The sequence below is a fragment of the Vibrio sp. PBL-C16 genome (genome assembly GCF_034321865.1).
GTDB lineage: Bacteria > Pseudomonadota > Gammaproteobacteria > Enterobacterales > Vibrionaceae > Vibrio > Vibrio alginolyticus.
In genome coordinates, this window is record NZ_JAXLNY010000002.1 from 337806 (window position 1) to 361672 (window position 23867).

Here is a 23867-nt window from a genome sequence, read left to right on the forward strand (position 1 = left end):
CCTCACCAAGAGAAAAGAGACCTAACGCACAGAGTCTTTAATTGTGTATAAACGAAGAGACTTTTCTGCCCTACGTTATCAGCACATGTCATGATACACGAGGCCGTGCAGCAATATGTTTCAACTGAATTCGACTCTCTTAACCATTGGCTTTTTGGTCTGTGACCAGATTAGATAGCTGAGAGAGTTGGTGTTTCTCATCTTCGGTATAATGTTGGCTTAATGAAAGCTCTAAAGCTTTTTCTGACAGCTTGATTGCTGGTGACAAAAATAACTTAGGGTGCATACTAGAGAGAGCTAGCAAGGCCTTTTGTAGGCGAATCTGTATTTGGAGTTGCGCTGCACCATCGTGTGCTATCGGCAAAAAGACATCATCAAACAAATCCTGGCAGCTCAATGCGGGCACAAATAGTCTAGGATATCGAGTTTTGGTAGGCGGCTCACTGAGTAGGTCTCCCCATAATGAAAGTGCTCGTACAGAACGCCCAAGAACGTCAATCGCGGTGCCATTATCATTTACAGCCGGAGATAGTGCTCGTGAGGCGATTTCCGCCATAACGACTAAACCAAAGCGAGGGTCCTGATCATATGAACGCTCCGTTCGAATCGTGAAGGCTGCCGTTACTTCGCTTTCGTCTGGCAATTCTCCACAAACCCAAGCCAATGGTTGACCTACGTACACAAAACTTCCCGGTTGTCGCTCAAGGTAGATGGTGCATTGGTTTGCTTCAGCAATACTATCGAGGTGATGCATATCAACATGCTGTAAGTAGCCAATTTCTTGGCTCAAAATAGGTTTACTTCCTCTGGGCTTATGCTCTGGGTGGCTCCATGGGTGAGCACCTAGCCAGCGCTCTTTGCCCCGTTTTCTTATCGCATCTAACAAGGCTTGCTCTACGTATGAAGTGGTTTCACTGACCCTTCCTAGTACGGAAAGGTGCTGAATCCAACGTAGCAGAGTGAGTATGATCATCACGATTACGGCGATAGTCACGATGAATAGATAAATTTGTGCTTGTTGATGATAGGCCCCAATACCTAGCGCGATAATTCCTACCAAACTAAATAGAAAAGAGCCAAGAAAGGTTGCTAAGGCATTTTGTGTTGTGCTGTCTTCCATCAACAGTTTTGTCGCTCGCGGCGTTACCCCTGCACTAGCGGCACTGTACGCTGAGACCATAATATTGAGAGAGAATGTAGTCACTGCAAGCATGGAGGTTGCGAGGATATTTAATATGTTGTTCAACAAATCCTTGCTGACGTTGATGGCAGGGGGCAGAGTAATGAACTGGTTTAAAACAATCGACATTAAGGCGGTAGCAACAGCTAGTAATGCGTAGAGTGACGTCCGGACCCACAGTTTTCGTGTCATCTGTTTCAGTAACCACTGCCATTTTGACCCAGTCATTCTTTGCTCCTATTCAGTTCTCACTAGAAAGTCGATAGAAAATTCAGAAAGTTATTCTTGCTTAAGCATAGGTTAAATGCCCGTCGTTCTGCTTGATATTTCATGCATCACGAAAGTAAGAAAGCTGCTTGCTTCAAAGAATGGTGCTCTTGAGGTGTGAATTACCACGATTCTGTTACCTTAATTGATAGATGAATTAAAAGTATGTGATTGAAAAGAGGTAGCGCATGATTGTAATTACAGGTGCAAGTAGCGGCTTAGGGGCGGAACTAGCAAAGCGTTATGATGCGGAAGGCAAAGAGACGTATGTAATAGGAAGAAATACAGAAAAACTATCCGCACTAGCAAAACAACTCTCTCATAACGTTGGTTATCAAGCTTGCAACCTCTCATCGCACCAAAATGTGAAACAGCTCTTTGATGGGGTGAAACAGTCCCCTGAAATGGTCATTCATAGTGCGGGAAGTGGTTATTTTGGCTTACTGGAAGAGCAGGAGCCGGAAGAGATTCAAAAGTTGATTGATAACAACCTGAATTCTGCGATTCATGTGTTAAGAGAGTTAGTAAAGCGTTACAAAGATCATCCAATAAAAGTGGTCATGATCATGTCCACAGCCGCGCAACAACCTAAAGCGCAAGAGTCTACGTATTGTGCAGTGAAATGGGCCATCAAAGGATTAATTGAGTCGGTTCGTTTGGAGCTAAAAGGAAAACCTATGAAAATTATCGCGGTTTATCCTGGTGGAATGGATACGGAATTCTGGAAAACAAGCGGCAATACGATGGACACGAGTCACTTCATGCAAGCAGAAGATACCGCAGAGATGCTCCATAATGCGTTGTCGAGCATTGGCAACGGCTACGTTTCTGATATTACAGTGAATCGACAGTAAATCTTTTCTGAATGAGAGAGTTTTTGCGCGGTTTTTTGTGAAGATGAATTTGATTTTCTCCTCCGAGCTTAGTTTTGTCACACTTTGTGGCGAAATTATCAGCAAACGATAGTTATTTAAGGTTTTTCTGCTTGCGCAGGTCAAAAGCTTCCGTATAATGCCAACCATCAAAGGGCAATAGCCCAGAGATGCCGGTGTGGTGAAATTGGTATACACGACGGATTCAAAATCCGTTGCCTTCGGGCGTGGCGGTTCAAGTCCGCCCACCGGTACCATATTAGAAAGGTCGCTTTTATAGCGGCCTTTCGTCGTTTTAGGTGTTTGTAAATATCAAAAGAAAGGTAGCGTTGCCTTCGCGGTGGCGGCAGGAATGCCCAGTCCAATCAACTCCGTCCACCGGTACCATATTTTAAGACAGAGCCTCGATGAAAGTCGGGGCTTTGTTGTATCTGGATTTTCAAAACAAAAAAGCGCGAGGGGTATGCCTCGCGTAAACTACTACATGGTGATAGTAGGAACAGCCTATAGAGCTGTGAACAAGGTATTTTGAGTGTTCGGAGTCCAGTCTGCTTGGGACACGTGCGGTACATCAACTAGATAACGCAAACCTTGATAAGTCACCACATCACCTTGTTTATAGGAAACATTCTGAGTCCAGTTAGTGGCTGGGTCCGCATTTGTCCAGAGGCTAGAGGTTGGAGACGGTGCCCAATCTTGTTGTGCAGTATGGTTTGTTACAGCCTGGTATACAGTACCTAGGTGTAAGACGTAATCGCCAGCGTCGTAGTTATGACCAACTTGCCAGTTCGGTGTGTAGTTATCCATTGTGTCGAAGTCATAACCCGCTTGTTTTGCTAACTGTATAAACTTAGCGAGCTTAGGTAGGTTTTGCGTTGCCCCCATGCCACGCTTACCATCTTCAAATAGGAACTCGTGAGTTAAAACGATAACTTTATCGGCGTGTAAAGATGTACCACATGGGAACTCTTGAGCTTTGGAGTTGATCGGGTTAATCGTTGTTGGTGCACAAGTGTTTAACGCGGAATCCACATATCCAAGAAATGCTTCTGCTTCTGTAAGGCTGTTTGCTGGCATTTCAATGCCCCAATTTTCAGGTGCCCAGTCCACATCCCAACCGTGAGTTTGATAGCCGTTATTCGCTAGGATATTTTGAACCTCGATAGCTGCTTTTACACTGTTGGATGGGTTGGATGTATCGCATACATATCCTGGTTCCCAAGGTTTCAGGTCATCAGACGTGGCACATAACCCATCTGCTTTGAAGTCTTTCGTCACGCGCCAACCGTTGGTATAGGGCAGTCTAGCAAACTCTGTTGCCTTGTAGTTCGGGTAGCTTGTAATGTTCGGCAAATACTTTGCTAACACAGATAAGTTTTCCGTAAACATTGAGGCATCGTAAACAGGGTCTTGATACGAGTTAAGCTGGTGGTCCCCGGTCGCATTACACTCCGCAGCACTGTTCGGTCCAAACTCATCCACGCAGTTGTGCACCATGTGATCGTAACTGTGGTTCGCAACAATATGACCAGTGTCTAATGCGAGCTTTAAGGCTTCTAGGGAACGGTCTTCATTCTCATCACCAATTCCATCTAAATGCCAAGCATTAAAGTAAAACGTCGCTTTGATATCTTCCTGGTTAAGTACTTGAATAACGTCAATAGATGCATTGATTGGTCCATCATCAAACGTTAGATAAATTGTGCCTTTAGAGTCGGTTTGAGCAAATGAGTGTTGTGATAGTGCGGCACTTACAAGCGTTGCAATAGCCAATTTATTAAATTTCATTCTCTATTCCTTTTAAGAAATTAATAACGACGTTGTCAGTAGTAAAATATTGATAATTTGAAACTTAATGTGATGTCTTAAATTATTTTATGACTTTTATCCTAGACCTAAATAATTACAAAAAAATAGGTGGTATTTTCTAAATTGGGATTGTGTTCACGAATAATGCAACCGGTTGCGCTTTTTTGTCTTGGTTATTTTTGCTACAGTTTTTGCAGGTTGAAATTTACACAACGGGAGTAAGGCTATGAAAAAGATCCTTTTATGCTGTAGCGCAGGGATGTCAACCAGTATGCTTGTTAAGAAAATGGAGCAAGCTGCTGAAAATAAAGGAATTGAATGCAAAATTGATGCGATGTCAGTGAATGCATTTGAAGATGCAATTAAAGAGTACGATGTTTGTCTTCTCGGGCCTCAAGTACGTTTTCAGCTAGAAGAGCTAAGAAAAACGGCGCAAGAGCATGGTAAAAACATTGACGCGATTTCTCCTCAGCATTATGGAATGATGAAGGGAGAGGAAGTACTAGAGCAAGCATTAGAATTAATTAACTAAACCATAGTTTTAAATTAAAAAAGATAACTGTACATCAAATATAAATATTTGATGCGGGATTCTTTTGCCTAAAATAAGGATGGATTCTATGAAGCTTTATGACGCAATTATAGGCGCAGTCGAAAAGCATATAGCCCCTATAGCAGCTAAAGTGGGGAATCAGCCCCATGTTCGCGCAATGAGAGACGGTTTTATTGTCGCAATGCCGTTTATTATTGTTGGTAGTTTCATTTTGATTTTTGCATTCCCCCCATTTGCCGAAGATACAACCTTTACTTTTGGTCGAATTTGGCTCGATTTCGCCACTACACATTTTGATACCATAATGATGCCCTACAACATGTCGATGGGGATCATGACCATTTTTGTTTCGCTGGGCGTTGCTTATAGTTTAGCGAAGGCTTACAAGATGGATGGGATCACGAGTGCTGTATTGTCACTAATGTCTTTTTTACTCATTGCGGCCCCAGCTAAAGATGGCGCGTTGTCTATGTCTCACATGGGCGGAACCGGGATCTTCACCGCAGTGATGTGTGCATTTTTCTCGGTGGAGCTCTACCGTTTTATGAAAAAGCACAATATTACGATTCGCATGCCAGAGCAGGTGCCACCGGCGATTGCGCGATCATTTGAAGTATTGCTACCAGTCTTAGCGATATTCATTACCTTATATCCACTTAGCCTTTTCGTACAAACCCAGTACGACATGCTGATTCCAGATGCTGTTATGGCTATCTTTAAACCGCTAATTAGTGCGTCTAACTCATTGCCTGCCATTATTGGCGCTTTATTGCTTTGCCAGCTACTTTGGTTTGCGGGTATTCATGGTGCTGCAATTGTTGTTGGACTGCTTTCTCCAATCTTTTTGACCAACATTGGTGCCAACATTGAAGCCTTTGTTGCAGGTGAACCGATTCCAAACGTATTTACTCAACCGTTCTGGGATTTTTACATCTTTATTGGCGGCTCTGGTGCAACACTTGCTCTTGTTATGCTGATGTCGTTTAGCCGTTCTGTTCACCTTAAGAGCATTGGTCGAATGAGTGCGGTGCCTGGCTTTTTCCAAATCAACGAACCTGTGATCTTCGGTAGCCCAGTTGTGATGAACCCGACCTTGTTTATCCCGTTCGTCTTCGCTCCAGTCATCAACGCTACGATTGCGTATTTTGCTGTGCATGTCGGCTTTGTGGGTATGGGGGTCGCTACAACACCTTGGACAACACCGGCACTGATAGGTGCTTCGTGGGGTAGCGGTTGGACCTTTGCGCCAGTATTGCTCGTCATTGGTTTATTAATTCTTGATCTAATCATCTACTTCCCATTCTTCAAAATGTTTGAGAAGCAAATGTTGGAGCAAGAACTACCAACGACGAAGGAAACTAAAGGTGATACGCAGCCGTCAGGCGAAGGCGTTACTGCTTAACTGTGCTTAATGGGCCGCAATTACCGCGGCCCGATTTTCGGAGAGAAAATGATGGAACAAGAATTGGTTGTAATGGAGATCATTTGCAATGCTGGTGAAGCCAGAAGTTTAAGCTACGAGGCATTGCGTTTATCTCGAGAACAAGATTTTGAAGCGGCTGATGAGAAGCTCTCTCAAGCAAGAGAGTGCATTAATAAAGCCCACTTAATACAGACTCAGCTTATTGAAGAAGATCAGGGAGAAGGGAAAGTCCCGATGACGTTAGTGATGGTGCATGCTCAAGATCACCTAATGACTACGATTTTGGCTCAAGAGATGGCTGTAGAAATCGTCGCACTGAACAAAAAAATCTCGAACAAATAAAGGGGGATGAAAATGTCTAGAGAGGCGATCAAGCTTGCCATTATTGGCGGTGGTAGTAGCTATACCCCGGAATTGGTTGAAGGGGTTATTAAGCGCTTAGAATATTTACCCGTTAAGAAAATCCATTTTGTGGACATTGAGTCAGGAGCTGAGAAGCTTGAGATCATCAAAGGATTGGCTCAGCGAATGGTCGATAAAGCCGGAGCAAAAATTGAGATAAAAGCCGGTTTCGATCGCCGTGCTGCGATAAAAGATGCGGATTTTGTGATGACGCAGTTTCGTGTTGGTGGCCTTGCTGCACGCGCTAACGATGAGCGAATCCCAATCAAGTACGACGTCATCGGCCAAGAAACAACGGGCCCTGGTGGTTTTGCTAAAGCACTGCGAACCATTCCGGTCATTCTTGATATCTGTAAAGACATTGAAGAGTTGGCTCCAAACGCATGGATGCTCAATTTCACCAACCCAGCGGGTTTAGTTTCCGAAGCGGTCAGTAAGTACACCAAAGTAAAGAGTATTGGTTTATGCAATGTGCCCGTTTCAATGGAAATGATGATTGCAGAAATGATGGAGTGCGAGCCAAAAGAGCTGCAACTTGAGTTTGCTGGGTTAAACCATCTCGTGTGGGTACACAAAGCATGGCTCAATGGGGAAGATATTACTCCAACGGTATTAGAGAAAGTCGGTGATGGTGCCAACTTCAGTATGAAGAATATCTGGGAAGAGCCGTGGGATCCGGCATTTCTAAAAGCACTGGGGGCGATACCATGTCCTTATCATCGTTACTTCTACCAAACTGATGCCATGCTTGCTGAAGAGAAACAAAGTGCCGATGAAAAAGGCACTCGTGCTGAGCAGGTAATGGAAACAGAAAATGCGCTATTTAAGCTCTATCAAGATCCTACCCTCGATCATAAGCCGAAAGAGTTAGAGGAGCGGGGTGGTGCTTATTATTCTGATGCATCACTGAACCTAGTTGATTCAATTTATAACAATCGTAATAGTATTCATGTTGTTAACGTTTTAAATAATGGAGCGATCAACGGCCTACCTGACGATGCTGTGATTGAATGTAGTGCCGTGATTGGTAGCTGGGGGGCGAAACCTCTTGCGGTTGGCGAGTTGTCAAACAATATCAAAGGATTACTCCATCAAGTTAAAGCGTATGAGCAGCTAACAATAGAAGCTGCTGTCGAAGGTAATTATGACAAGGCGCTTATGGCATTAACCAATAACCCATTGGTGCCTGACATTGGCCGCGCCAAGTCAATCCTGGATGATATCCTAGCGGTGAACGCTCCGTATTTACCTCAATTTAAACTAACGACGTTGTAAGACTAAGGAAGGGCGCCGATGAAAGTCATTTTTAATGCTGATGATTTTGGTTTAACGAGAGGTGTAAATAGCGGCATCGTTAAAGCTCATCAGCAAGGTGTGGTTCATTCAACCACCATGATGGTGGGTATGGATGCTGAGCAACATGCCTTAGAACTAGCTCGCCATAATCCAGACTTGAAAATTGGCGTTCATCTTAGGTTTACAGCAGGTGTGCCTATAACGAAGCATCCTAACTTGACCAACGGCCGAGCGCACTTTATCAACTATGACGAACTTTGGAGTAAGCAGGACTTCGAAACTCAGGTCATTTATGATGAAGCAAAAGCTCAGGTGGAACATTTTTTATCGCTTGGGTTAGAGCTAAGCCACTTAGATAGCCATCATCACGCGCATACTCACTCTCAAATTTTGCCCGTTATTAAAGAAGTAGCGAATGAATACAGAGTGCCACTGCGGGGCACTGGCTTGTGTCAAGAATCGATGACAATCAGGTATATCTTTACTGATGAGTTTTATGATCAAAAAGTGAGCTTGGATGGCTTAATGGCACATCTATTGAGCTTAAAAGCTGACTATGACTTGGTTGAGGTGATGTGCCACCCGGCAGAGGCCGATCAGGCGCTTATCTTAAAGAGTGGCTATGCGCTTCAGCGAGAGCTAGAGTTACAAGTTCTTACCTCTCCCATTTTAAAAGAACAGTTAGCTCATCATGGCATAACTGTCACGGATTACTCTGAGCTTGTTTCTACCAATCAAATAGTCGGTGTATGATTAAAGGCTGCCAGCTTCGCCCCCTATAGCACCTTACGAATTGCTGGCAGCCGTTCTACACAAACGAATATTTAATAACAATTGCAGTTGGACCCAATAGCATTATGGCAAGGATTAAAGATGTAGCCGAACTCGCCGGTGTAAATCGCTCTACCGTTTCTCGAATTATTAATGGAGAGGGGAAATTTCGCGAGGAAACTCGAAAAAAAGTAGAGCAAGCTATGGCGCAATTGAATTATCGTCCTAGTGCAATTGCTCGTTCACTCGCAACCTCATCCAGTAATATGGTTGGGTTATTGGTGACTTACTATACGGGGGGCTTCTTTGGCGAGATGATGGAGCAGGTTCAGACCGAGCTGGATATTCATAAGAAGTTTTTGATTACAGCTCAAGGCCATCATTCTGCACAAGGTGAAAAAGAGGCAATTCAGCGTTTTAATGATTTACGTTGTGACGGCTATGTACTTCATAGTCGTTATTTGTCAGATGATGACTTACGTGAATTAGCTAAACAGCCAACACCTTTCGTTCTTCTGGATCGCTACGTGGAAGGAATAGAAGAGCGTTGTGTTACCTTTAACCATCATCATGCAAGCCGTATTGCCGTTGAGCACCTTTTAGCTGGTGGTCATCGAAAGATTGCTTGTATTGCCGGTCCATCCCAACGTCATAACAGTGTATTGAGAAAGCTTGGGTATATTGATGCAATGAAGGATGCTGGTATAGATATTGATGAAAGCTGGTGTGAAGAAGGGAATTATGGCCGGCAAAGTGGTTATGATGCAATGGCTGCAATTTTACAACGACACCCTGATGTGACGGCTGTCTTTTCGTGCAGTGAAGAAATGACGGTTGGCGCAATGCAGTACTTACACGAGCACAGTATTTCTGTACCAGAGCAAATCTCATTAACTAGCTTTGACAGTGTTGATCTTTGTGAAAGTCTTTACCCTACAGTATCAGCAGTGCACTTTCCTATCAGTGACATGGCCCGTGTAGCGGTACAAACGTTAATGGGACTAGTCAAAGATCAAGAAGTAATAGACAAGCCAGTGTTCGAGGCCAAGCTTAAAATACGCAAAGCAGATCGCTCCTTAAAGTAGCTTACTTCTATCTAATTAAGTGAGTCGCTTAGAAATAACGGTTTGATGTTTTGATAGTTACTGATGAATTTATTCACAAAATTTACTAGTATTCTAACTCTCTTAAGAAATATAAATCAGTAGTGAATAAGTGGCAGCCATTAAACTAACGGTCGATCGTATTCAACCCGGACTACATATCCGTCTTCCGCTAAAGTGGAACGATCACCCCTTTCTACTCAATAGCTTTAAGATTAAAGACCAAGAGCAAGTCGAGATGATCCGCCACCTCGGCGTAAAGTTCGTTTACTTTAATCCAGAGCAAAGCGATGCCGTTCCACTCCCTGTTGATCAAAGACAAGCTGACAGAGTAACAAATGAAGCGTCGTTAGATCATGAAACTCAAAAAATGTGGCAAGAAAAACAGAACCGCATAGAGAAGTTAAGTGCATACCGTCGACGCGTGATTCAGTGTGAAAAAGAGTTTGAGCGCTCTCTGGCACGTATGCGTTCAGTCATGACTAAAATCCGTAACCGTCCGACAGCAGCAGTTGATGAAGCAAAGCTTCTTATTGAAGATATCGTCGAGAAGTTAATGTGCGATGATAATGTTACGTTACATCTGATGAACGGAAAAAATGAGTTTGAAGATATTTATTTCCACTCATTGAACGTGGCTGTTATCTCGATGATGATTGGCCGTGCTAAAGGGTACTCAGCTGCACAGTTGAAAGAGCTTTCCTTCTCCGCACTATTCCATGATATCGGGAAAATAAAAATCCCGACTGCAATATTAAGAAAGCAACTACCTCTAACAGAGCCAGAAACCAACTACTTAAAGTTGCACACTAAATATGGCGTCGATCTTGCGAGTCAAATCGAGGCTTTTCCCGAAGTCGCGAGAATTGTGATCGCGCAGCACCATGAGCTAAGAGATGGGTCTGGTTATCCTAAAGGCCTGAAAGGAGATGAGATCAACGAGTTTGCTCAAATTATTGCTGTAGCCAATGCGTTTGATAACTTGTGTCATACCCCGATAGTCTCAGACCAAAAGATTCCTTATACCGCACTCTCTCATTTATATAAGAACTGTAAACACCTATATAAAGAAGAGAACCTGAACATCCTAATTAAGTTTATGGGCGTATTTCCTCCGGGTACCGTAGTTCAGCTTTCTAATAATATGGTCGGCCTGGTTATCTCAGTGAATGCATCGCATTTATTATTCCCGAATGTCTTGGTTTACGATCCATCAGTACCAAGGACGCAAGCGCCAATCATTGATCTTGCGTCAAAAGATATAAAGATAGTTAACGCGATTCATCCGTCAAAATTACCGGATAAAGTAAAAGAGTATCTAAATCCGCGTTCGCGTATTTCTTATTTCTTTGATAGCGATGAGTAGTTATCCACAGCTTTTTGTGGGTAAATTGTATAAATCCTGAGTGTTATTTCTGGGTAATTTTGGGGTTGGATGGAAAGTATCCATTTGGCATGTTTTTTTAGAAAAAATGCATTTTTAGTATTGCCAAAGAAAATCTTCTCCCTATAATGCGCATCCATCGACACGGCAGACGTCACAAGGCTTCAGCAGGGTCGAAGAGGTAAAAAGCTTCTACAAAAAATTAGTTTAAAAAAGTGTTTGACACTAACAACTAAATCGCTAGAATGCACCTCCGCTTTGAGAGAAAAACTTCTCGCAAAGCAAGCTCTTTAACAATATAGACCTATCAATCTGTGTGGGCACTCGTTGATGATAATCCAATTCGATACCTCGGTATCAAATTAGGTTTCAATGAAACGAAGTGACCATTCGAATTGGGAAGCAGCCTTGAGCTGTTTTGTTTTACTTTTTCAAAAGTAAAAACCAATAAGAGCACAGTCAATTCAAACATTACTTTATGTAATGTTCAGTATTCATTGAGCCGACAAAATCTTAAATTGAAGAGTTTGATCATGGCTCAGATTGAACGCTGGCGGCAGGCCTAACACATGCAAGTCGAGCGGAAACGAGTTATCTGAACCTTCGGGGAACGATAACGGCGTCGAGCGGCGGACGGGTGAGTAATGCCTAGGAAATTGCCCTGATGTGGGGGATAACCATTGGAAACGATGGCTAATACCGCATGATGCCTACGGGCCAAAGAGGGGGACCTTCGGGCCTCTCGCGTCAGGATATGCCTAGGTGGGATTAGCTAGTTGGTGAGGTAAGGGCTCACCAAGGCGACGATCCCTAGCTGGTCTGAGAGGATGATCAGCCACACTGGAACTGAGACACGGTCCAGACTCCTACGGGAGGCAGCAGTGGGGAATATTGCACAATGGGCGCAAGCCTGATGCAGCCATGCCGCGTGTGTGAAGAAGGCCTTCGGGTTGTAAAGCACTTTCAGTCGTGAGGAAGGTGGTAGTGTTAATAGCACTATCATTTGACGTTAGCGACAGAAGAAGCACCGGCTAACTCCGTGCCAGCAGCCGCGGTAATACGGAGGGTGCGAGCGTTAATCGGAATTACTGGGCGTAAAGCGCATGCAGGTGGTTTGTTAAGTCAGATGTGAAAGCCCGGGGCTCAACCTCGGAATAGCATTTGAAACTGGCAGACTAGAGTACTGTAGAGGGGGGTAGAATTTCAGGTGTAGCGGTGAAATGCGTAGAGATCTGAAGGAATACCGGTGGCGAAGGCGGCCCCCTGGACAGATACTGACACTCAGATGCGAAAGCGTGGGGAGCAAACAGGATTAGATACCCTGGTAGTCCACGCCGTAAACGATGTCTACTTGGAGGTTGTGGCCTTGAGCCGTGGCTTTCGGAGCTAACGCGTTAAGTAGACCGCCTGGGGAGTACGGTCGCAAGATTAAAACTCAAATGAATTGACGGGGGCCCGCACAAGCGGTGGAGCATGTGGTTTAATTCGATGCAACGCGAAGAACCTTACCTACTCTTGACATCCAGAGAACTTTCCAGAGATGGATTGGTGCCTTCGGGAACTCTGAGACAGGTGCTGCATGGCTGTCGTCAGCTCGTGTTGTGAAATGTTGGGTTAAGTCCCGCAACGAGCGCAACCCTTATCCTTGTTTGCCAGCGAGTAATGTCGGGAACTCCAGGGAGACTGCCGGTGATAAACCGGAGGAAGGTGGGGACGACGTCAAGTCATCATGGCCCTTACGAGTAGGGCTACACACGTGCTACAATGGCGCATACAGAGGGCGGCCAACTTGCGAAAGTGAGCGAATCCCAAAAAGTGCGTCGTAGTCCGGATTGGAGTCTGCAACTCGACTCCATGAAGTCGGAATCGCTAGTAATCGTGGATCAGAATGCCACGGTGAATACGTTCCCGGGCCTTGTACACACCGCCCGTCACACCATGGGAGTGGGCTGCAAAAGAAGTAGGTAGTTTAACCTTCGGGGGGACGCTTACCACTTTGTGGTTCATGACTGGGGTGAAGTCGTAACAAGGTAGCGCTAGGGGAACCTGGCGCTGGATCACCTCCTTATACGATGATTATTGCGATGAGTGTTCACACAGATTGATACGGTTTATAAAGTAAAGAGACGATACTGGGTCTGTAGCTCAGGTGGTTAGAGCGTTCGCCTGATAAGCGAGAGGTCGGTGGTTCGAGTCCACTCAGACCCACCAATTTCTTTCCCAAGGAATTGGCGACAGTATCGACACCTTGATGGGGCTATAGCTCAGCTGGGAGAGCGCCTGCCTTGCACGCAGGAGGTCTGCGGTTCGATCCCGCATAGCTCCACCATCTTTAAGTGTTCTTGAAAAAGAATCTTTAAAAATGGTTTTCATCAGAAAATCTAGCTCTTTAACAATTTGGAAAGCTGACAAAACAACAGTTTATTGTTGTTTGTAAAGTTCTCAATGTTTATCGAAAGATAAACACCAAAAAACACATTCAAGTGTTCTTGGCTTTTTGTTTTCATTTTTTCTAAAAATGAAGGTAAAGAGATGAGTCCGGCAAAATCGAATGTCTCTCGCTCATTCAAATAATGAGAGACAACTTTGGTGATTTGATTATCAACTCGAAACTCCTTCGGGTTGTATGGTTAAGTGACTAAGCGTACACGGTGGATGCCTTGGCAGTCAGAGGCGATGAAGGACGTATTAACTTGCGATAAGCCCAGATTAGGTAGTAAAAACCATTTGAGTCTGGGATTTCCGAATGGGGAAACCCAATACCATAAGGTATTACTGTTGAGTGAATACATAGCTCAACAGGGCGAACCGGGGGAACTGAAACATCTAAGTACCCCGAGGAAAAGAAATCAACCGAGATTCCGAAAGTAGCGGCGAGCGAAATTGGACTAGCCCTTAAGCTTTACACGCGTTAGACGAACAGCCTGGAAAGGCCGACGATACAGGGTGATAGTCCCGTAGTTGACGACGTGTGTTCAGTGAAATCGAGTAGGGCGGGACACGTGATATCCTGTCTGAATATGGGGGGACCATCCTCCAAGGCTAAATACTACTGACTGACCGATAGTGAACCAGTACCGTGAGGGAAAGGCGAAAAGAACCCCTGTGAGGGGAGTGAAATAGAACCTGAAACCGTGTACGTACAAGCAGTAGGAGCAGGCTTTGTCCTGTGACTGCGTACCTTTTGTATAATGGGTCAGCGACTTATATTCAGTGGCAAGGTTAACCATCTAGGGGAGCCGTAGGGAAACCGAGTCTTAACTGGGCGTTCAGTCTCTGGATATAGACCCGAAACCAGGTGATCTAGCCATGGGCAGGTTGAAGGTTGAGTAACATCAACTGGAGGACCGAACCGACTAATGTTGAAAAATTAGCGGATGACTTGTGGCTAGGGGTGAAAGGCCAATCAAACCTGGAGATAGCTGGTTCTCCCCGAAAGCTATTTAGGTAGCGCCTCGGACGAATACTACTGGGGGTAGAGCACTGTTAAGGCTAGGGGGTCATCCCGACTTACCAACCCTTTGCAAACTCCGAATACCAGTAAGTACTATCCGGGAGACACACGGCGGGTGCTAACGTCCGTCGTGGAGAGGGAAACAACCCAGACCGCCAGCTAAGGTCCCAAATTACTACTAAGTGGGAAACGATGTGGGAAGGCTCAGACAGCCAGGATGTTGGCTTAGAAGCAGCCATCATTTAAAGAAAGCGTAATAGCTCACTGGTCGAGTCGGCCTGCGCGGAAGATGTAACGGGGCTAAGTAGTAAACCGAAGCTGCGGCAATGCACTTTAGTGCATTGGGTAGGGGAGCGTTCTGTAAGCGGTTGAAGGTGTGTGGTAACGCATGCTGGACGTATCAGAAGTGCGAATGCTGACATGAGTAACGATAAAGGGGGTGAAAAACCTCCTCGCCGGAAGACCAAGGGTTCCTGTCCAACGTTAATCGGGGCAGGGTAAGTCGACCCCTAAGGCGAGGCCGAAAGGCGTAGTCGATGGGAAACGGGTTAATATTCCCGTACTTCTTACAATTGCGATGGGGGGACGGAGAAGGCTAGGTGGGCCTGGCGACGGTTGTCCAGGTTCAAGTGCGTAGGCTGAAGAGTTAGGTAAATCCGGCTCTTCTTAAAGCTGAGACACGACGTCGAGCATCTACGGATGTGAAGTCATTGATGCCATGCTTCCAGGAAAAGCCTCTAAGCTTCAGATTGTAAGGAATCGTACCCCAAACCGACACAGGTGGTCGGGTAGAGAATACCAAGGCGCTTGAGAGAACTCGGGTGAAGGAACTAGGCAAAATGGTACCGTAACTTCGGGAGAAGGTACGCTCTCGACGGTGAAGTCCCTCGCGGATGGAGCTATTGAGAGTCGCAGATACCAGGTGGCTGCAACTGTTTATTAAAAACACAGCACTGTGCAAAATCGCAAGATGACGTATACGGTGTGACGCCTGCCCGGTGCCGGAAGGTTAATTGATGGGGTTAGACTTCGGTCGAAGCTCTTGATCGAAGCCCCGGTAAACGGCGGCCGTAACTATAACGGTCCTAAGGTAGCGAAATTCCTTGTCGGGTAAGTTCCGACCTGCACGAATGGCGTAATGATGGCCACGCTGTCTCCACCCGAGACTCAGTGAAATTGAAATCGCTGTGAAGATGCAGTGTACCCGCGGCTAGACGGAAAGACCCCGTGAACCTTTACTACAGCTTGGCACTGAACATTGACCCTACATGTGTAGGATAGGTGGGAGGCTTTGAAGCGCAGTCGCTAGATTGCGTGGAGCCGTCCTTGAAATACCACCCTTGTAGTGTTGATGTTCTAACGTCGACCCCTTATCGGGGTTGCGGACAGTGCCTGGTGGGTAGTTTGACTGGGGCGGTCTCCTCCCAAAGCGTAACGGAGGAGCACGAAGGTGGGCTAATCACGGTTGGACATCGTGAGGTTAGTGCAATGGCATAAGCCCGCTTGACTGCGAGAATGACAATTCGAGCAGGTGCGAAAGCAGGTCATAGTGATCCGGTGGTTCTGAATGGAAGGGCCATCGCTCAACGGATAAAAGGTACTCCGGGGATAACAGGCTGATACCGCCCAAGAGTTCATATCGACGGCGGTGTTTGGCACCTCGATGTCGGCTCATCACATCCTGGGGCTGAAGTCGGTCCCAAGGGTATGGCTGTTCGCCATTTAAAGTGGTACGCGAGCTGGGTTTAGAACGTCGTGAGACAGTTCGGTCCCTATCTGCCGTGGGCGTTGGAGAATTGAAAGGGGCTGCTCCTAGTACGAGAGGACCGGAGTGGACGAACCTCTGGTGTTCGGGTTGTGTCGCCAGACGCATTGCCCGGTAGCTAAGTTCGGGATCGATAACCGCTGAAAGCATCTAAGCGGGAAGCGAGCCTTGAGATGAGTTCTCCCTGATACTTTAAGTATCCTAAAGGGTTGTCGTAGACTACGACGTTGATAGGCAGGGTGTGTAAGCGTTGTGAGGCGTTGAGCTAACCTGTACTAATTGCCCGTGAGGCTTAACCATACAACACCCAAGGGGTTTTGATGGACTCAATGAAAGAACGTTGAATGTGTAAGAACGAGAATTAAAAAAACAGCTTTCCAGATTAAAGAATTTGCTTGGCGACCATAGCGTTTTGGACCCACCTGATTTCCATGCCGAACTCAGAAGTGAAACGAAATAGCGCCGATGGTAGTGTGGGGTTTCCCCATGTGAGAGTAGGACATCGCCAGGCTTTAAATTTAGTTTTTTCCTTTTTAAAAAGGCGAAGACAAAAGTTAAGAGAGCCCGTTTGTAAAAGCGGGCTTTTTTAGTCCTCACGGACACAAATAATGTGCTGATATGGCTCAGTCGGTAGAGCGCATCCTTGGTAAGGATGAGGTCCCCAGTTCGATTCTGGGTATCAGCACCATTTATTGTTTGTTTTATGTTTCAAATTAAAGCCTAAAACAAAATGTAAAGAATTTTGCTTGGCGACCATAGCATTTTGGACCCACCTGATTTCCATGCCGAACTCAGAAGTGAAACGAAATAGCGCCGATGGTAGTGTGGGGCTTCCCCATGTGAGAGTAGGACATCGCCAGGCTTTAGTTTTATTTTCACTTTTTCGAAAAGTGAAGACAAAAGCGGACACTTGCTGATTACAAGCGAGTGATACCACTGCGGAGTGGTAGTTCAGTTGGTTAGAATACCGGCCTGTCACGCCGGGGGTCGCGGGTTCGAGTCCCGTCCACTCCGCCACTTATATTAAGCCCTAGTCGAAAGACTGGGGCTTTTTCGTTTGGTCGTGTCCCCTAGAAATGCATTTACACATTGAAGGCGAGACAATACGACTTTCTTTACCCTTTTGGCACATGAGTTTCTCAGGAAGATGAGCCTGCTGCCTGCACTTCCAATTACTCCGAGTTTGTATCCTGTCCTCGTTGAAAGATTGGTCATTTGAACAATGAGTCTTTATAACACTCGCCCTCAACCGTAATAGAATGAATAGTCTTCCGTACTGCGTGTTTTGTTAGCGTCTCTCTTAAACAATAATTTTCTACATCTTATTTCTCAAACATTCATTGCTTCCATGTTTAGAGCGGGACCGTCGTTGCGTGGATTACGCAATTTCCCGAAATATAATGAGGAAGAGAGCTAAGTCTTCCGAAAATTAATGCCTTTTAGAAAACTTTGTTTTCTTTGCTGAACTTGCTAGTAGCGATTAACCTAAGAGGAGTTCTTGAGGAGTATGTTTGATGATGCAACAAATAAAAAATGAAACGCTGAAATCTGTATTTAAGCAATGGTCTTCCGAAGAGGGAATTGTGGTCATCAACCCTGCAACTGAGCAAGAGTTAATTCGGTTAAAGCCTAGTACTCTTGATGAGTTAGATGATCTCATTGGTCAGTGCAAAACGGAGCAAGTCCGTTGGGCTAAATTAAGTGCCAAAGAGCGCTCTCGTCGTTTGAGGGGGTGGTATCAACTACTTCTTGATAATGCAGAAGACATAGCCACGATTATTACCTTAGAGCAGGGTAAACCTTTAGCTGAGAGCAAAGGGGAAGTGATGTATGGTGCCTCTTTTGTCGAGTGGTTCTCAGAAGAAGCAAAACGTGCTTATGGCGAAGTTATTCCTGCCCCCACGACAGATAGACGTCTATCTGCAATTCGCCAGCCTGTGGGAGTATGCGCTGCAATTACACCTTGGAACTTCCCTATTGCGATGATTACAAGAAAAGCAGCACCAGCCCTAGCGGCAGGTTGTGGCATGTTGATCAAGCCATCAGAGCTTACCCCTCTCACTGCAATTGCTGTTGTTGAATTAGCTTATCAGGCTGGTATCCCTAAAGAACTGCTTTCTGTCGTGGTGTCGGAGCAGGCTGCTGAGTTTGGTCAAGTACTAAGTACTGATCCTAGGATTCAGAAGATCTCTTTTACGGGGTCTACGCGAGTCGGGAAAATTTTGATGAAGCAAGCCAGTGATTCAGTCAAGGCGGTGTCGATGGAGTTGGGTGGTAATGCGCCTTTCATCGTGTTTGAAGATGCAGACTTAGATGCGGCTGCGGAAGGGCTTGTCGCGTCGAAGTTCCGTAATGCAGGGCAAACATGTGTTTGTACCAATCGGTTATATGTTCATAAAAATGTAAAACAAGCTTTTATTGATAAAGTATTGTCGAAGTTAAGCAAATTAAAGCTTGGCAATGGTTTAGAGAAAGGTGTCACATTAGGCCCTGTTATTACGATGGCCTCTAAGCATCGACTAGAGGCGGTGATCGATCAAGCTGTACAAGAAGGTGCCTCTATTGCTAACTCTCCACAGAGACGGCCTGGTCGCTTTATGGAGCCCGTTCTTTTGGATAGTGTGACGCAGAATATGTCGATTGTTCAGCAAGAGCTATTCGGGCCTGTGTTGCCTATTGTTACCTTTGAAAATGATGATCAAGTTCTCGAAATGGCGAACGATACAGAATATGGTTTGGCTTGTTATTTCTATACGAATAGCTTGAAGCGTATTGTGACTTTTAGTGAAGGTTTAGAGTATGGCATGGTTGGAGTGAATGAAGGGATCATCTCTACTGAAGTGGCTCCATTTGGTGGAGTTAAAGAGTCGGGTGTTGGACGGGAAGGTGCTAAGCAAGGCCTCGATGAATATCTGGAGACAAAGTATATTTGTCTTGGTGGTTTAAGCTGATTTCAGAGATGGCCGTGACCCGTCCTGATATGGGTTGACACTTTTTAACTAAAACGCTCGATGTACTTCATCGGGCGTTTTGTATTTTAAAGCCGTATGAGGCCTCATTTGATTATAGATATCTACGGACTCTGCTACCATCGTCCTTGCTTCTTTCAGATCTTTCGGTTTCTTCAGCAAGAGCTCCATTTTGAGTATCCCATTTACACGCTCAGCTAAAGCATTCTGATAACAGTCATACCCGTCAGTCATTGAGCAAGTCACTCTATGTTTCTTATGGATATCTTGATATTCCTTCGAACAGTATTGTGAGCCTCTATCTGAGTGGTGTATTAGCTTTTCTTCACTCTGCCGTTGCCTGAGAGCTGAGATAAATGCCCGCTTAACTGATTGAGTTTTCATGTTGTCATCCACATAAAAACCAACAATCTTCCTTGAATAAGCGTCTGTAACCAAGCTGAGATAACTCTCTCCATTTTGAGTTGGCAAGTAAGTAATATCAGCAACCCACAGTTGTTCTGGCTTCGTTGGTGTCAGCCCATCTTTCACTTTGTTTGGGTGACAGAAAAATCGATGACGGCTGTCAGTCGTTCGGTGATAGGCTCGTCTTGCTCTCACTAACAGCCGATGCTTTCTGAGAAGTTCAAAGAGCTTATCGCGACCTATTTGAATGCCCTTTGTTGCTGCTAAGAACTTCAGTTTACGCGTGCCAATGCGTGGCTGCTTCAGCCTGACTTCACGGACAAAGCCAATGACAGCATGCTCATGATGTTCACAACGAGATTGAGTTTGACATTGCTTATAATAAGCTTGGCGAGAGATTTGTACTAACTGACAAAACTTCGTAACGCTCAAACCTACTATGGTTTTCTCTTGGACAACGCTTCTTTGTGCTTTTTTGTCACTCTAACACCATAGTCACGTTCCATAACGTTCACGACAGCTTCAAAGAAGTCGGCTTTGAGTTGAGCATCTTCGAGCTGCTTCTCAAGCTCTTTAATACGTTGCTCTGGTGTAGGAGGTGAATTGAACTCGGCCATAGAGTCTCCTTTGGACATAAAGTTAGGTGTCCCTTTAGACCAATCTAGTCGACCATGCTTACGAAGCCAAACCAAAACCGTAGAGCAACCTTGGATGCCATACTTCTCTTGGGCTTGTTTGTAAGTGAGGCTTCCTTTTTCAACCTCATCAACTACAGTGAGTTTAAAAGCGAGGGAGTAATCGCGCTGAGTTCTTTTAGTTGTTGATTTCATAACACTCTCCAATTTTGGGGGTGGAAAGTGTCAACCTTATTTAGGACGGCACACCGATTGAATTAAAAAGCTAGGTTTTTACCTAGCTTTTTTTTAGTTGAAAGGCATACCATTTGCCACGCGCGTTTGTGGTTAATATTTTCTGGTTACTTAGTGAGTCGATAGTTAGCTTGCGGTAAGCGGTTTTTAATAATCAAAGCGCTTATGTTATTTCGTTATGGGGTAGGAGAGAGCTTAGCTTTAAACTAATACAAAAAAGCCGCATCAAGTGATGCGGCTTCTTCTAATATGGCTCCTCCTGCTGGGCTCGAACCAGCGACCTGCGGATTAACAGTCCGTCGCTCTACCAACTGAGCTAAGGAGGAACAAATTTTAATAAGTGGTGCCGACTACCGGAATCGAACTGGTGACCTACTGATTACAAGTCAGTTGCTCTACCTACTGAGCTAAGTCGGCACAATGTCATTAATAAGTTATTAACTTAATAATGAAAATTGGCTCCTCCTGCTGGGCTCGAACCAGCGACCTGCGGATTAACAGTCCGTCGCTCTACCAACTGAGCTAAGGAGGAATTGTCTTTTTAAGAGAATAAATGGTGCCGACTACCGGAATCGAACTGGTGACCTACTGATTACAAGTCAGTTGCTCTACCTACTGAGCTAAGTCGGCACATTTTATTCTTTAACATTGTTCGTGCTAAGCACCAACAATTAATAAATTGTGGTGCCCGGAGGCGGAATCGAACCACCGACACGAGGATTTTCAATCCTCTGCTCTACCGACTGAGCTATCCGGGCGACGAGGTGTATTAAAAGGCTTTTCGGCTTTCAGGTCAACAATAAAATTAAAATAAAATATCGTTTGATGAATTTGTGCTCGGAGTGGGCTGTTTTTATGCGTTTTTAGCAGCAATGCGCCATGCTTTAAGCGATGTTTTAACATTGATAGTGTGTTCACTTGCAAAATAAAGGCGATAAAAACAAAAAAGCACGTCTGAAAACGTGCTTTTTATTGAACAATTGACTTTAAACTAGTGCTTTACTGAGAACTTGTTTACCCAACCTTCTAGCTCATTCGCTAGTGAAGCTAAACTTTGAGTACTTGATTGGCTCTCGGTTACGACAGAGTTGAGTTGGCCTCCGCTTTCCTCGATAAGGTTTATGCGTAGCGCAATATCATCGCTAACCTGCGTCTGCTCAGCGGCAGCAGTAGCGATCTGCTGGCTCATTGTGGTGATAGATTCTAACGCCGTTACAATTTGCTGTAGAGCTTCAGAGGCATTCTTAGACTCTGTAACAGTGCTTTCACTAGTTTCTGCACATATTTCCATTGTGTGAATGGCATTGCGAGAGCCTTCTTGCAGATTGGAGATCATATACTGAATCTCTTTTGTGCTGTCTTGTGTGCGTCCTGCTAGGTTGCGTACCTCATCAGCAACGACTGCGAAGCCTCGGCCTTGTTCTCCAGCACGTGCTGCTTCAATGGCTGCATTGAGTGCCAATAGGTTTGTTTGCTCTGCGATATCACCAATCACATCGAGCACTTTTACAATATTATTTACATCCTGATCTAGATCGGCGACCGCTTTACTCGCAGTATTTAATTGAGAAGCTAAACCTTGAATGTTTTCAACCGTGTTATGAATGAGTTTCTGAGTATGTTGGCTTTGTTTGTCAGCCTCGTCCGTATTGTTTGCGGTGTCGCTTGCTGAATTGGCAACATGGTTGGCTGAAGATGCCATTTCAGTCATCGCAGTGGCAATCATCGCCGTTGATTGCTGCTGAGATACGGTAAGATCGGCAATCGTATTTGATCGAGCTTCTACGGCAAACAACTCTGCGCGCAGTGCATGCATAGACTTCTCTAGGTTTGTCACCATAGTAGCTAGTGATTGACTCATATCTTGCACGGCACGATAGATACTTCCTCTCGGTGCCACAGTATCAAAACTGGTCTGAATGTCTCCTTGAGCGACAGCTTGAACTGCTTTGCGCACATCGTTAGGCTCTCCACCAAGTAGATGAAGCATTTTGCGAATCGAAATGATCAGGCCACTTAGAATGCTTCCCGCGATAATCAGACATAGCACAAGCTGCCATTGTGCTGTCGACCAAAAACGTGCGTTAACTTCATTAAAGCCAATACCTGTACCGACAACCCAGCCCCAGTGTGGTGTTTTTTCTGCTATCGAGTGTTTTTCTTCAATGCTGCCATCTGCTTGTTTTTGGCTCCAGGTATATTCAACGATCTGACCTGTTTTGTGCCCCAATACATCTAGAATGAGTTGGCCTACGCTATTACCACTGCCATCTTTAAAGTCATGGAAGCTGGTACCGTGCAGTTGAGGGTCTAGTGGTGCGGCGATGAACATCATATTTTCATCTGCGACATAAACGTATTCGTTGTCTTTGTAGATATTGTTACGAAGTAGGCGAGTGGCTAATGCTTTCGCTTCGTCATCCGGCATTTTGCCTTCGATAGCCATCTTTTCTACTTCGGTAAGTATGCTGTACGCACTTTTAAATAGCTCAGTAACTCGAGCTTTGTTATCAAGGTTACTTGCGACGCGAAGTGTCCATAAGCCCGTTGCGGTCAGAGCTAGGAGAGCTAGCAATATGATCGCAGATAATAAATAGGCTTGAGTTTTTAGTTTCATATTTAGCTCACAAATAAAGTGTTATCACTATGCAAGGCATAGCTAAAAGAAGAAATGTAATAACTCGGGCATCTTAGTGAAGATGAATATGCTCGGATACTAATGCGTATTGAAATTACGATGAGGATTAAATTTTTATCGTGAAATAAGTATTTTTGAAGAAAGGATTTAATGTTCGCTGATGTTTAGAAATGAAGTGCAGATAAATGGGAAAACGAGAAATGACGTATAAAGCAGATACAAAAAAGCCGCATCAAGTGATGCGGCTTTAAAAGTGGCTCCTCCTGCTGGGCTCGAACCAGCGACCTGCGGATTAACAGTCCGTCGCTCTACCAACTGAGCTAAGGAGGAATTATTCTTTTTTGTGTCTTGCTTATGAAGCAAGTGCACCAAATATGGTGCCTCGAGGCGGAATCGAACCACCGACACGAGGATTTTCAATCCTCTGCTCTACCGACTGAGCTATCGAGGCAAAAGAATGGTGCCGACTACCGGAATCGAACTGGTGACCTACTGATTACAAGTCAGTTGCTCTACCTACTGAGCTAAGTCGGCACACTGTATTCTTTCTAGAAGAGATTATCTCTTCAGTTTTTAAAATCTCACTTAAGTAAGATTCTAGAAATTGGCTCCTCCTGCTGGGCTCGAACCAGCGACCTGCGGATTAACAGTCCGTCGCTCTACCAACTGAGCTAAGGAGGAACTATTCTTTTTTGTGTCTTGCTTAT

At 45.0% G+C, this 23867-nt stretch carries 13 protein-coding genes, 14 tRNA genes and 4 rRNA genes; 18 read left to right on the top strand and 13 right to left on the bottom strand.

The genetic code is table 11. The features are described from left to right. Positions 1–139: 139 nt before the first annotated feature. Positions 140–1408, bottom strand: a complete 1269-nt coding sequence (locus UQW94_RS09780; protein WP_005385537.1) for a DUF2254 domain-containing protein — start codon at positions 1406–1408, stop codon at positions 140–142. Between the two features lie 227 nt (positions 1409–1635). Here UQW94_RS09780 and UQW94_RS09785 point away from each other — a divergent pair, with 227 nt between their 5' ends. Together UQW94_RS09785 and UQW94_RS09790 are read left to right on the top strand one after the other, a co-directional pair. Further along, complete coding sequence (locus UQW94_RS09785) at positions 1636–2301, top strand: SDR family NAD(P)-dependent oxidoreductase (protein ID WP_322142218.1); 666 nt, start codon at positions 1636–1638, stop codon at positions 2299–2301. A 190-nt stretch (positions 2302–2491) separates the two neighbouring features. Then, positions 2492–2576 (top strand) — tRNA-Leu (locus UQW94_RS09790). Positions 2577–2823: 247 nt separating this feature from the next. On the opposite strand, the gene UQW94_RS09795 is transcribed toward UQW94_RS09790, so the two are convergent. Continuing rightward, positions 2824–4107 (bottom strand): carbohydrate-binding protein, encoded by a 1284-nt coding sequence (locus tag UQW94_RS09795; protein ID WP_322142219.1) that lies wholly within the window; start codon positions 4105–4107, stop codon positions 2824–2826. Between the two features lie 247 nt (positions 4108–4354). On the opposite strand from UQW94_RS09795, the gene UQW94_RS09800 reads away from it, so the two are divergent. The 16 genes from UQW94_RS09800 (at position 4355) to UQW94_RS09875 (ending at position 19230) form a co-directional block, all read left to right on the top strand. Further along, entirely contained in the window at positions 4355–4660 is a 306-nt protein-coding gene (locus UQW94_RS09800) for a PTS sugar transporter subunit IIB (RefSeq protein WP_025767645.1), read from the top strand. A gap of 88 nt (positions 4661–4748) precedes the next feature. Beyond that, positions 4749–6083 carry a PTS sugar transporter subunit IIC gene (locus UQW94_RS09805; protein WP_005381064.1) on the top strand — a complete coding sequence of 445 codons (1335 nt, stop codon included), beginning with the start codon at positions 4749–4751 and terminating at the stop codon, positions 6081–6083. A 51-nt stretch (positions 6084–6134) separates the two neighbouring features. Beyond that, entirely contained in the window at positions 6135–6446 is a 312-nt protein-coding gene (locus UQW94_RS09810; RefSeq protein ID WP_031777269.1) for a PTS lactose/cellobiose transporter subunit IIA, read from the top strand. Positions 6447–6458: 12 nt separating this feature from the next. Next, the gene (locus UQW94_RS09815; RefSeq protein WP_154205017.1) at positions 6459–7781 is read left to right on the top strand and encodes a 6-phospho-beta-glucosidase; all 1323 of its coding nucleotides are present in this window, start codon (positions 6459–6461) and stop codon (positions 7779–7781) included. An 18-nt stretch (positions 7782–7799) separates the two neighbouring features. Further along, a complete protein-coding gene (gene chbG, locus UQW94_RS09820) occupies positions 7800–8555 on the top strand; it encodes a chitin disaccharide deacetylase (protein ID WP_154205018.1) in 756 nt (251 codons plus the stop codon). A 104-nt stretch (positions 8556–8659) separates the two neighbouring features. Further along, complete coding sequence (locus UQW94_RS09825; RefSeq protein ID WP_005381031.1) at positions 8660–9658, top strand: LacI family DNA-binding transcriptional regulator; 999 nt, start codon at positions 8660–8662, stop codon at positions 9656–9658. A gap of 130 nt (positions 9659–9788) precedes the next feature. After that, positions 9789–11042 (top strand): HD-GYP domain-containing protein, encoded by a 1254-nt coding sequence (locus tag UQW94_RS09830; protein WP_005381029.1) that lies wholly within the window; start codon positions 9789–9791, stop codon positions 11040–11042. Positions 11043–11575: 533 nt separating this feature from the next. Continuing rightward, a 16S ribosomal RNA gene (locus UQW94_RS09835) occupies positions 11576–13128 on the top strand. A gap of 66 nt (positions 13129–13194) precedes the next feature. Then, positions 13195–13271: transfer RNA gene (locus UQW94_RS09840), tRNA-Ile, on the top strand. Between the two features lie 42 nt (positions 13272–13313). Further along, a tRNA-Ala gene (locus tag UQW94_RS09845) sits at positions 13314–13389 on the top strand. 299 nt (positions 13390–13688) lie between these two features. Beyond that, positions 13689–16579, top strand: a 23S ribosomal RNA gene (locus UQW94_RS09850). 94 nt (positions 16580–16673) lie between these two features. Next, positions 16674–16790: ribosomal RNA gene (rrf, locus tag UQW94_RS09855) — 5S ribosomal RNA — on the top strand. Between the two features lie 101 nt (positions 16791–16891). Beyond that, positions 16892–16967: transfer RNA gene (locus UQW94_RS09860), tRNA-Thr, on the top strand. A gap of 57 nt (positions 16968–17024) precedes the next feature. After that, positions 17025–17141, top strand: a 5S ribosomal RNA gene (gene rrf, locus UQW94_RS09865). Together the 16S, 23S and 5S rRNA genes with 4 tRNA genes alongside form the textbook arrangement of a ribosomal RNA operon. A gap of 78 nt (positions 17142–17219) precedes the next feature. After that, a tRNA-Asp gene (locus UQW94_RS09870) sits at positions 17220–17296 on the top strand. A gap of 497 nt (positions 17297–17793) precedes the next feature. Beyond that, positions 17794–19230: an NAD-dependent succinate-semialdehyde dehydrogenase gene (locus UQW94_RS09875; protein WP_170897428.1), complete on the top strand. Its 1437-nt coding sequence runs from the start codon at positions 17794–17796 to the stop codon at positions 19228–19230. A 48-nt stretch (positions 19231–19278) separates the two neighbouring features. On the opposite strand, the gene UQW94_RS09880 is transcribed toward UQW94_RS09875, so the two are convergent. From UQW94_RS09880 to UQW94_RS09930, 11 genes are all read right to left on the bottom strand, one after another. Beyond that, positions 19279–20483 (bottom strand): IS3 family transposase gene (locus UQW94_RS09880; protein WP_151514398.1). Its coding sequence is split into 2 segments (ribosomal slippage): positions 19279–20132 and positions 20132–20483, totalling 1206 coding nucleotides; the frame shifts between segments, so codons are not numbered across the junction. A gap of 289 nt (positions 20484–20772) precedes the next feature. After that, positions 20773–20848, bottom strand: a tRNA-Asn gene (locus UQW94_RS09885). Positions 20849–20863: 15 nt separating this feature from the next. Continuing rightward, positions 20864–20939: transfer RNA gene (locus UQW94_RS09890), tRNA-Thr, on the bottom strand. Positions 20940–20978: 39 nt separating this feature from the next. After that, positions 20979–21054: transfer RNA gene (locus UQW94_RS09895), tRNA-Asn, on the bottom strand. A gap of 22 nt (positions 21055–21076) precedes the next feature. Beyond that, positions 21077–21152: transfer RNA gene (locus tag UQW94_RS09900), tRNA-Thr, on the bottom strand. 52 nt (positions 21153–21204) lie between these two features. Beyond that, positions 21205–21280: transfer RNA gene (locus UQW94_RS09905), tRNA-Phe, on the bottom strand. Positions 21281–21513: 233 nt separating this feature from the next. Then, positions 21514–23139, bottom strand: coding sequence for a methyl-accepting chemotaxis protein (locus UQW94_RS09910; RefSeq protein WP_262654068.1), 1626 nt, complete (start codon positions 23137–23139; stop codon positions 21514–21516). A 275-nt stretch (positions 23140–23414) separates the two neighbouring features. Beyond that, positions 23415–23490: transfer RNA gene (locus UQW94_RS09915), tRNA-Asn, on the bottom strand. A gap of 45 nt (positions 23491–23535) precedes the next feature. After that, positions 23536–23611, bottom strand: a tRNA-Phe gene (locus tag UQW94_RS09920). 7 nt (positions 23612–23618) lie between these two features. After that, positions 23619–23694: transfer RNA gene (locus tag UQW94_RS09925), tRNA-Thr, on the bottom strand. Positions 23695–23765: 71 nt separating this feature from the next. Beyond that, a tRNA-Asn gene (locus UQW94_RS09930) sits at positions 23766–23841 on the bottom strand. Between the last annotated feature and the right edge of the window lie 26 nt (positions 23842–23867).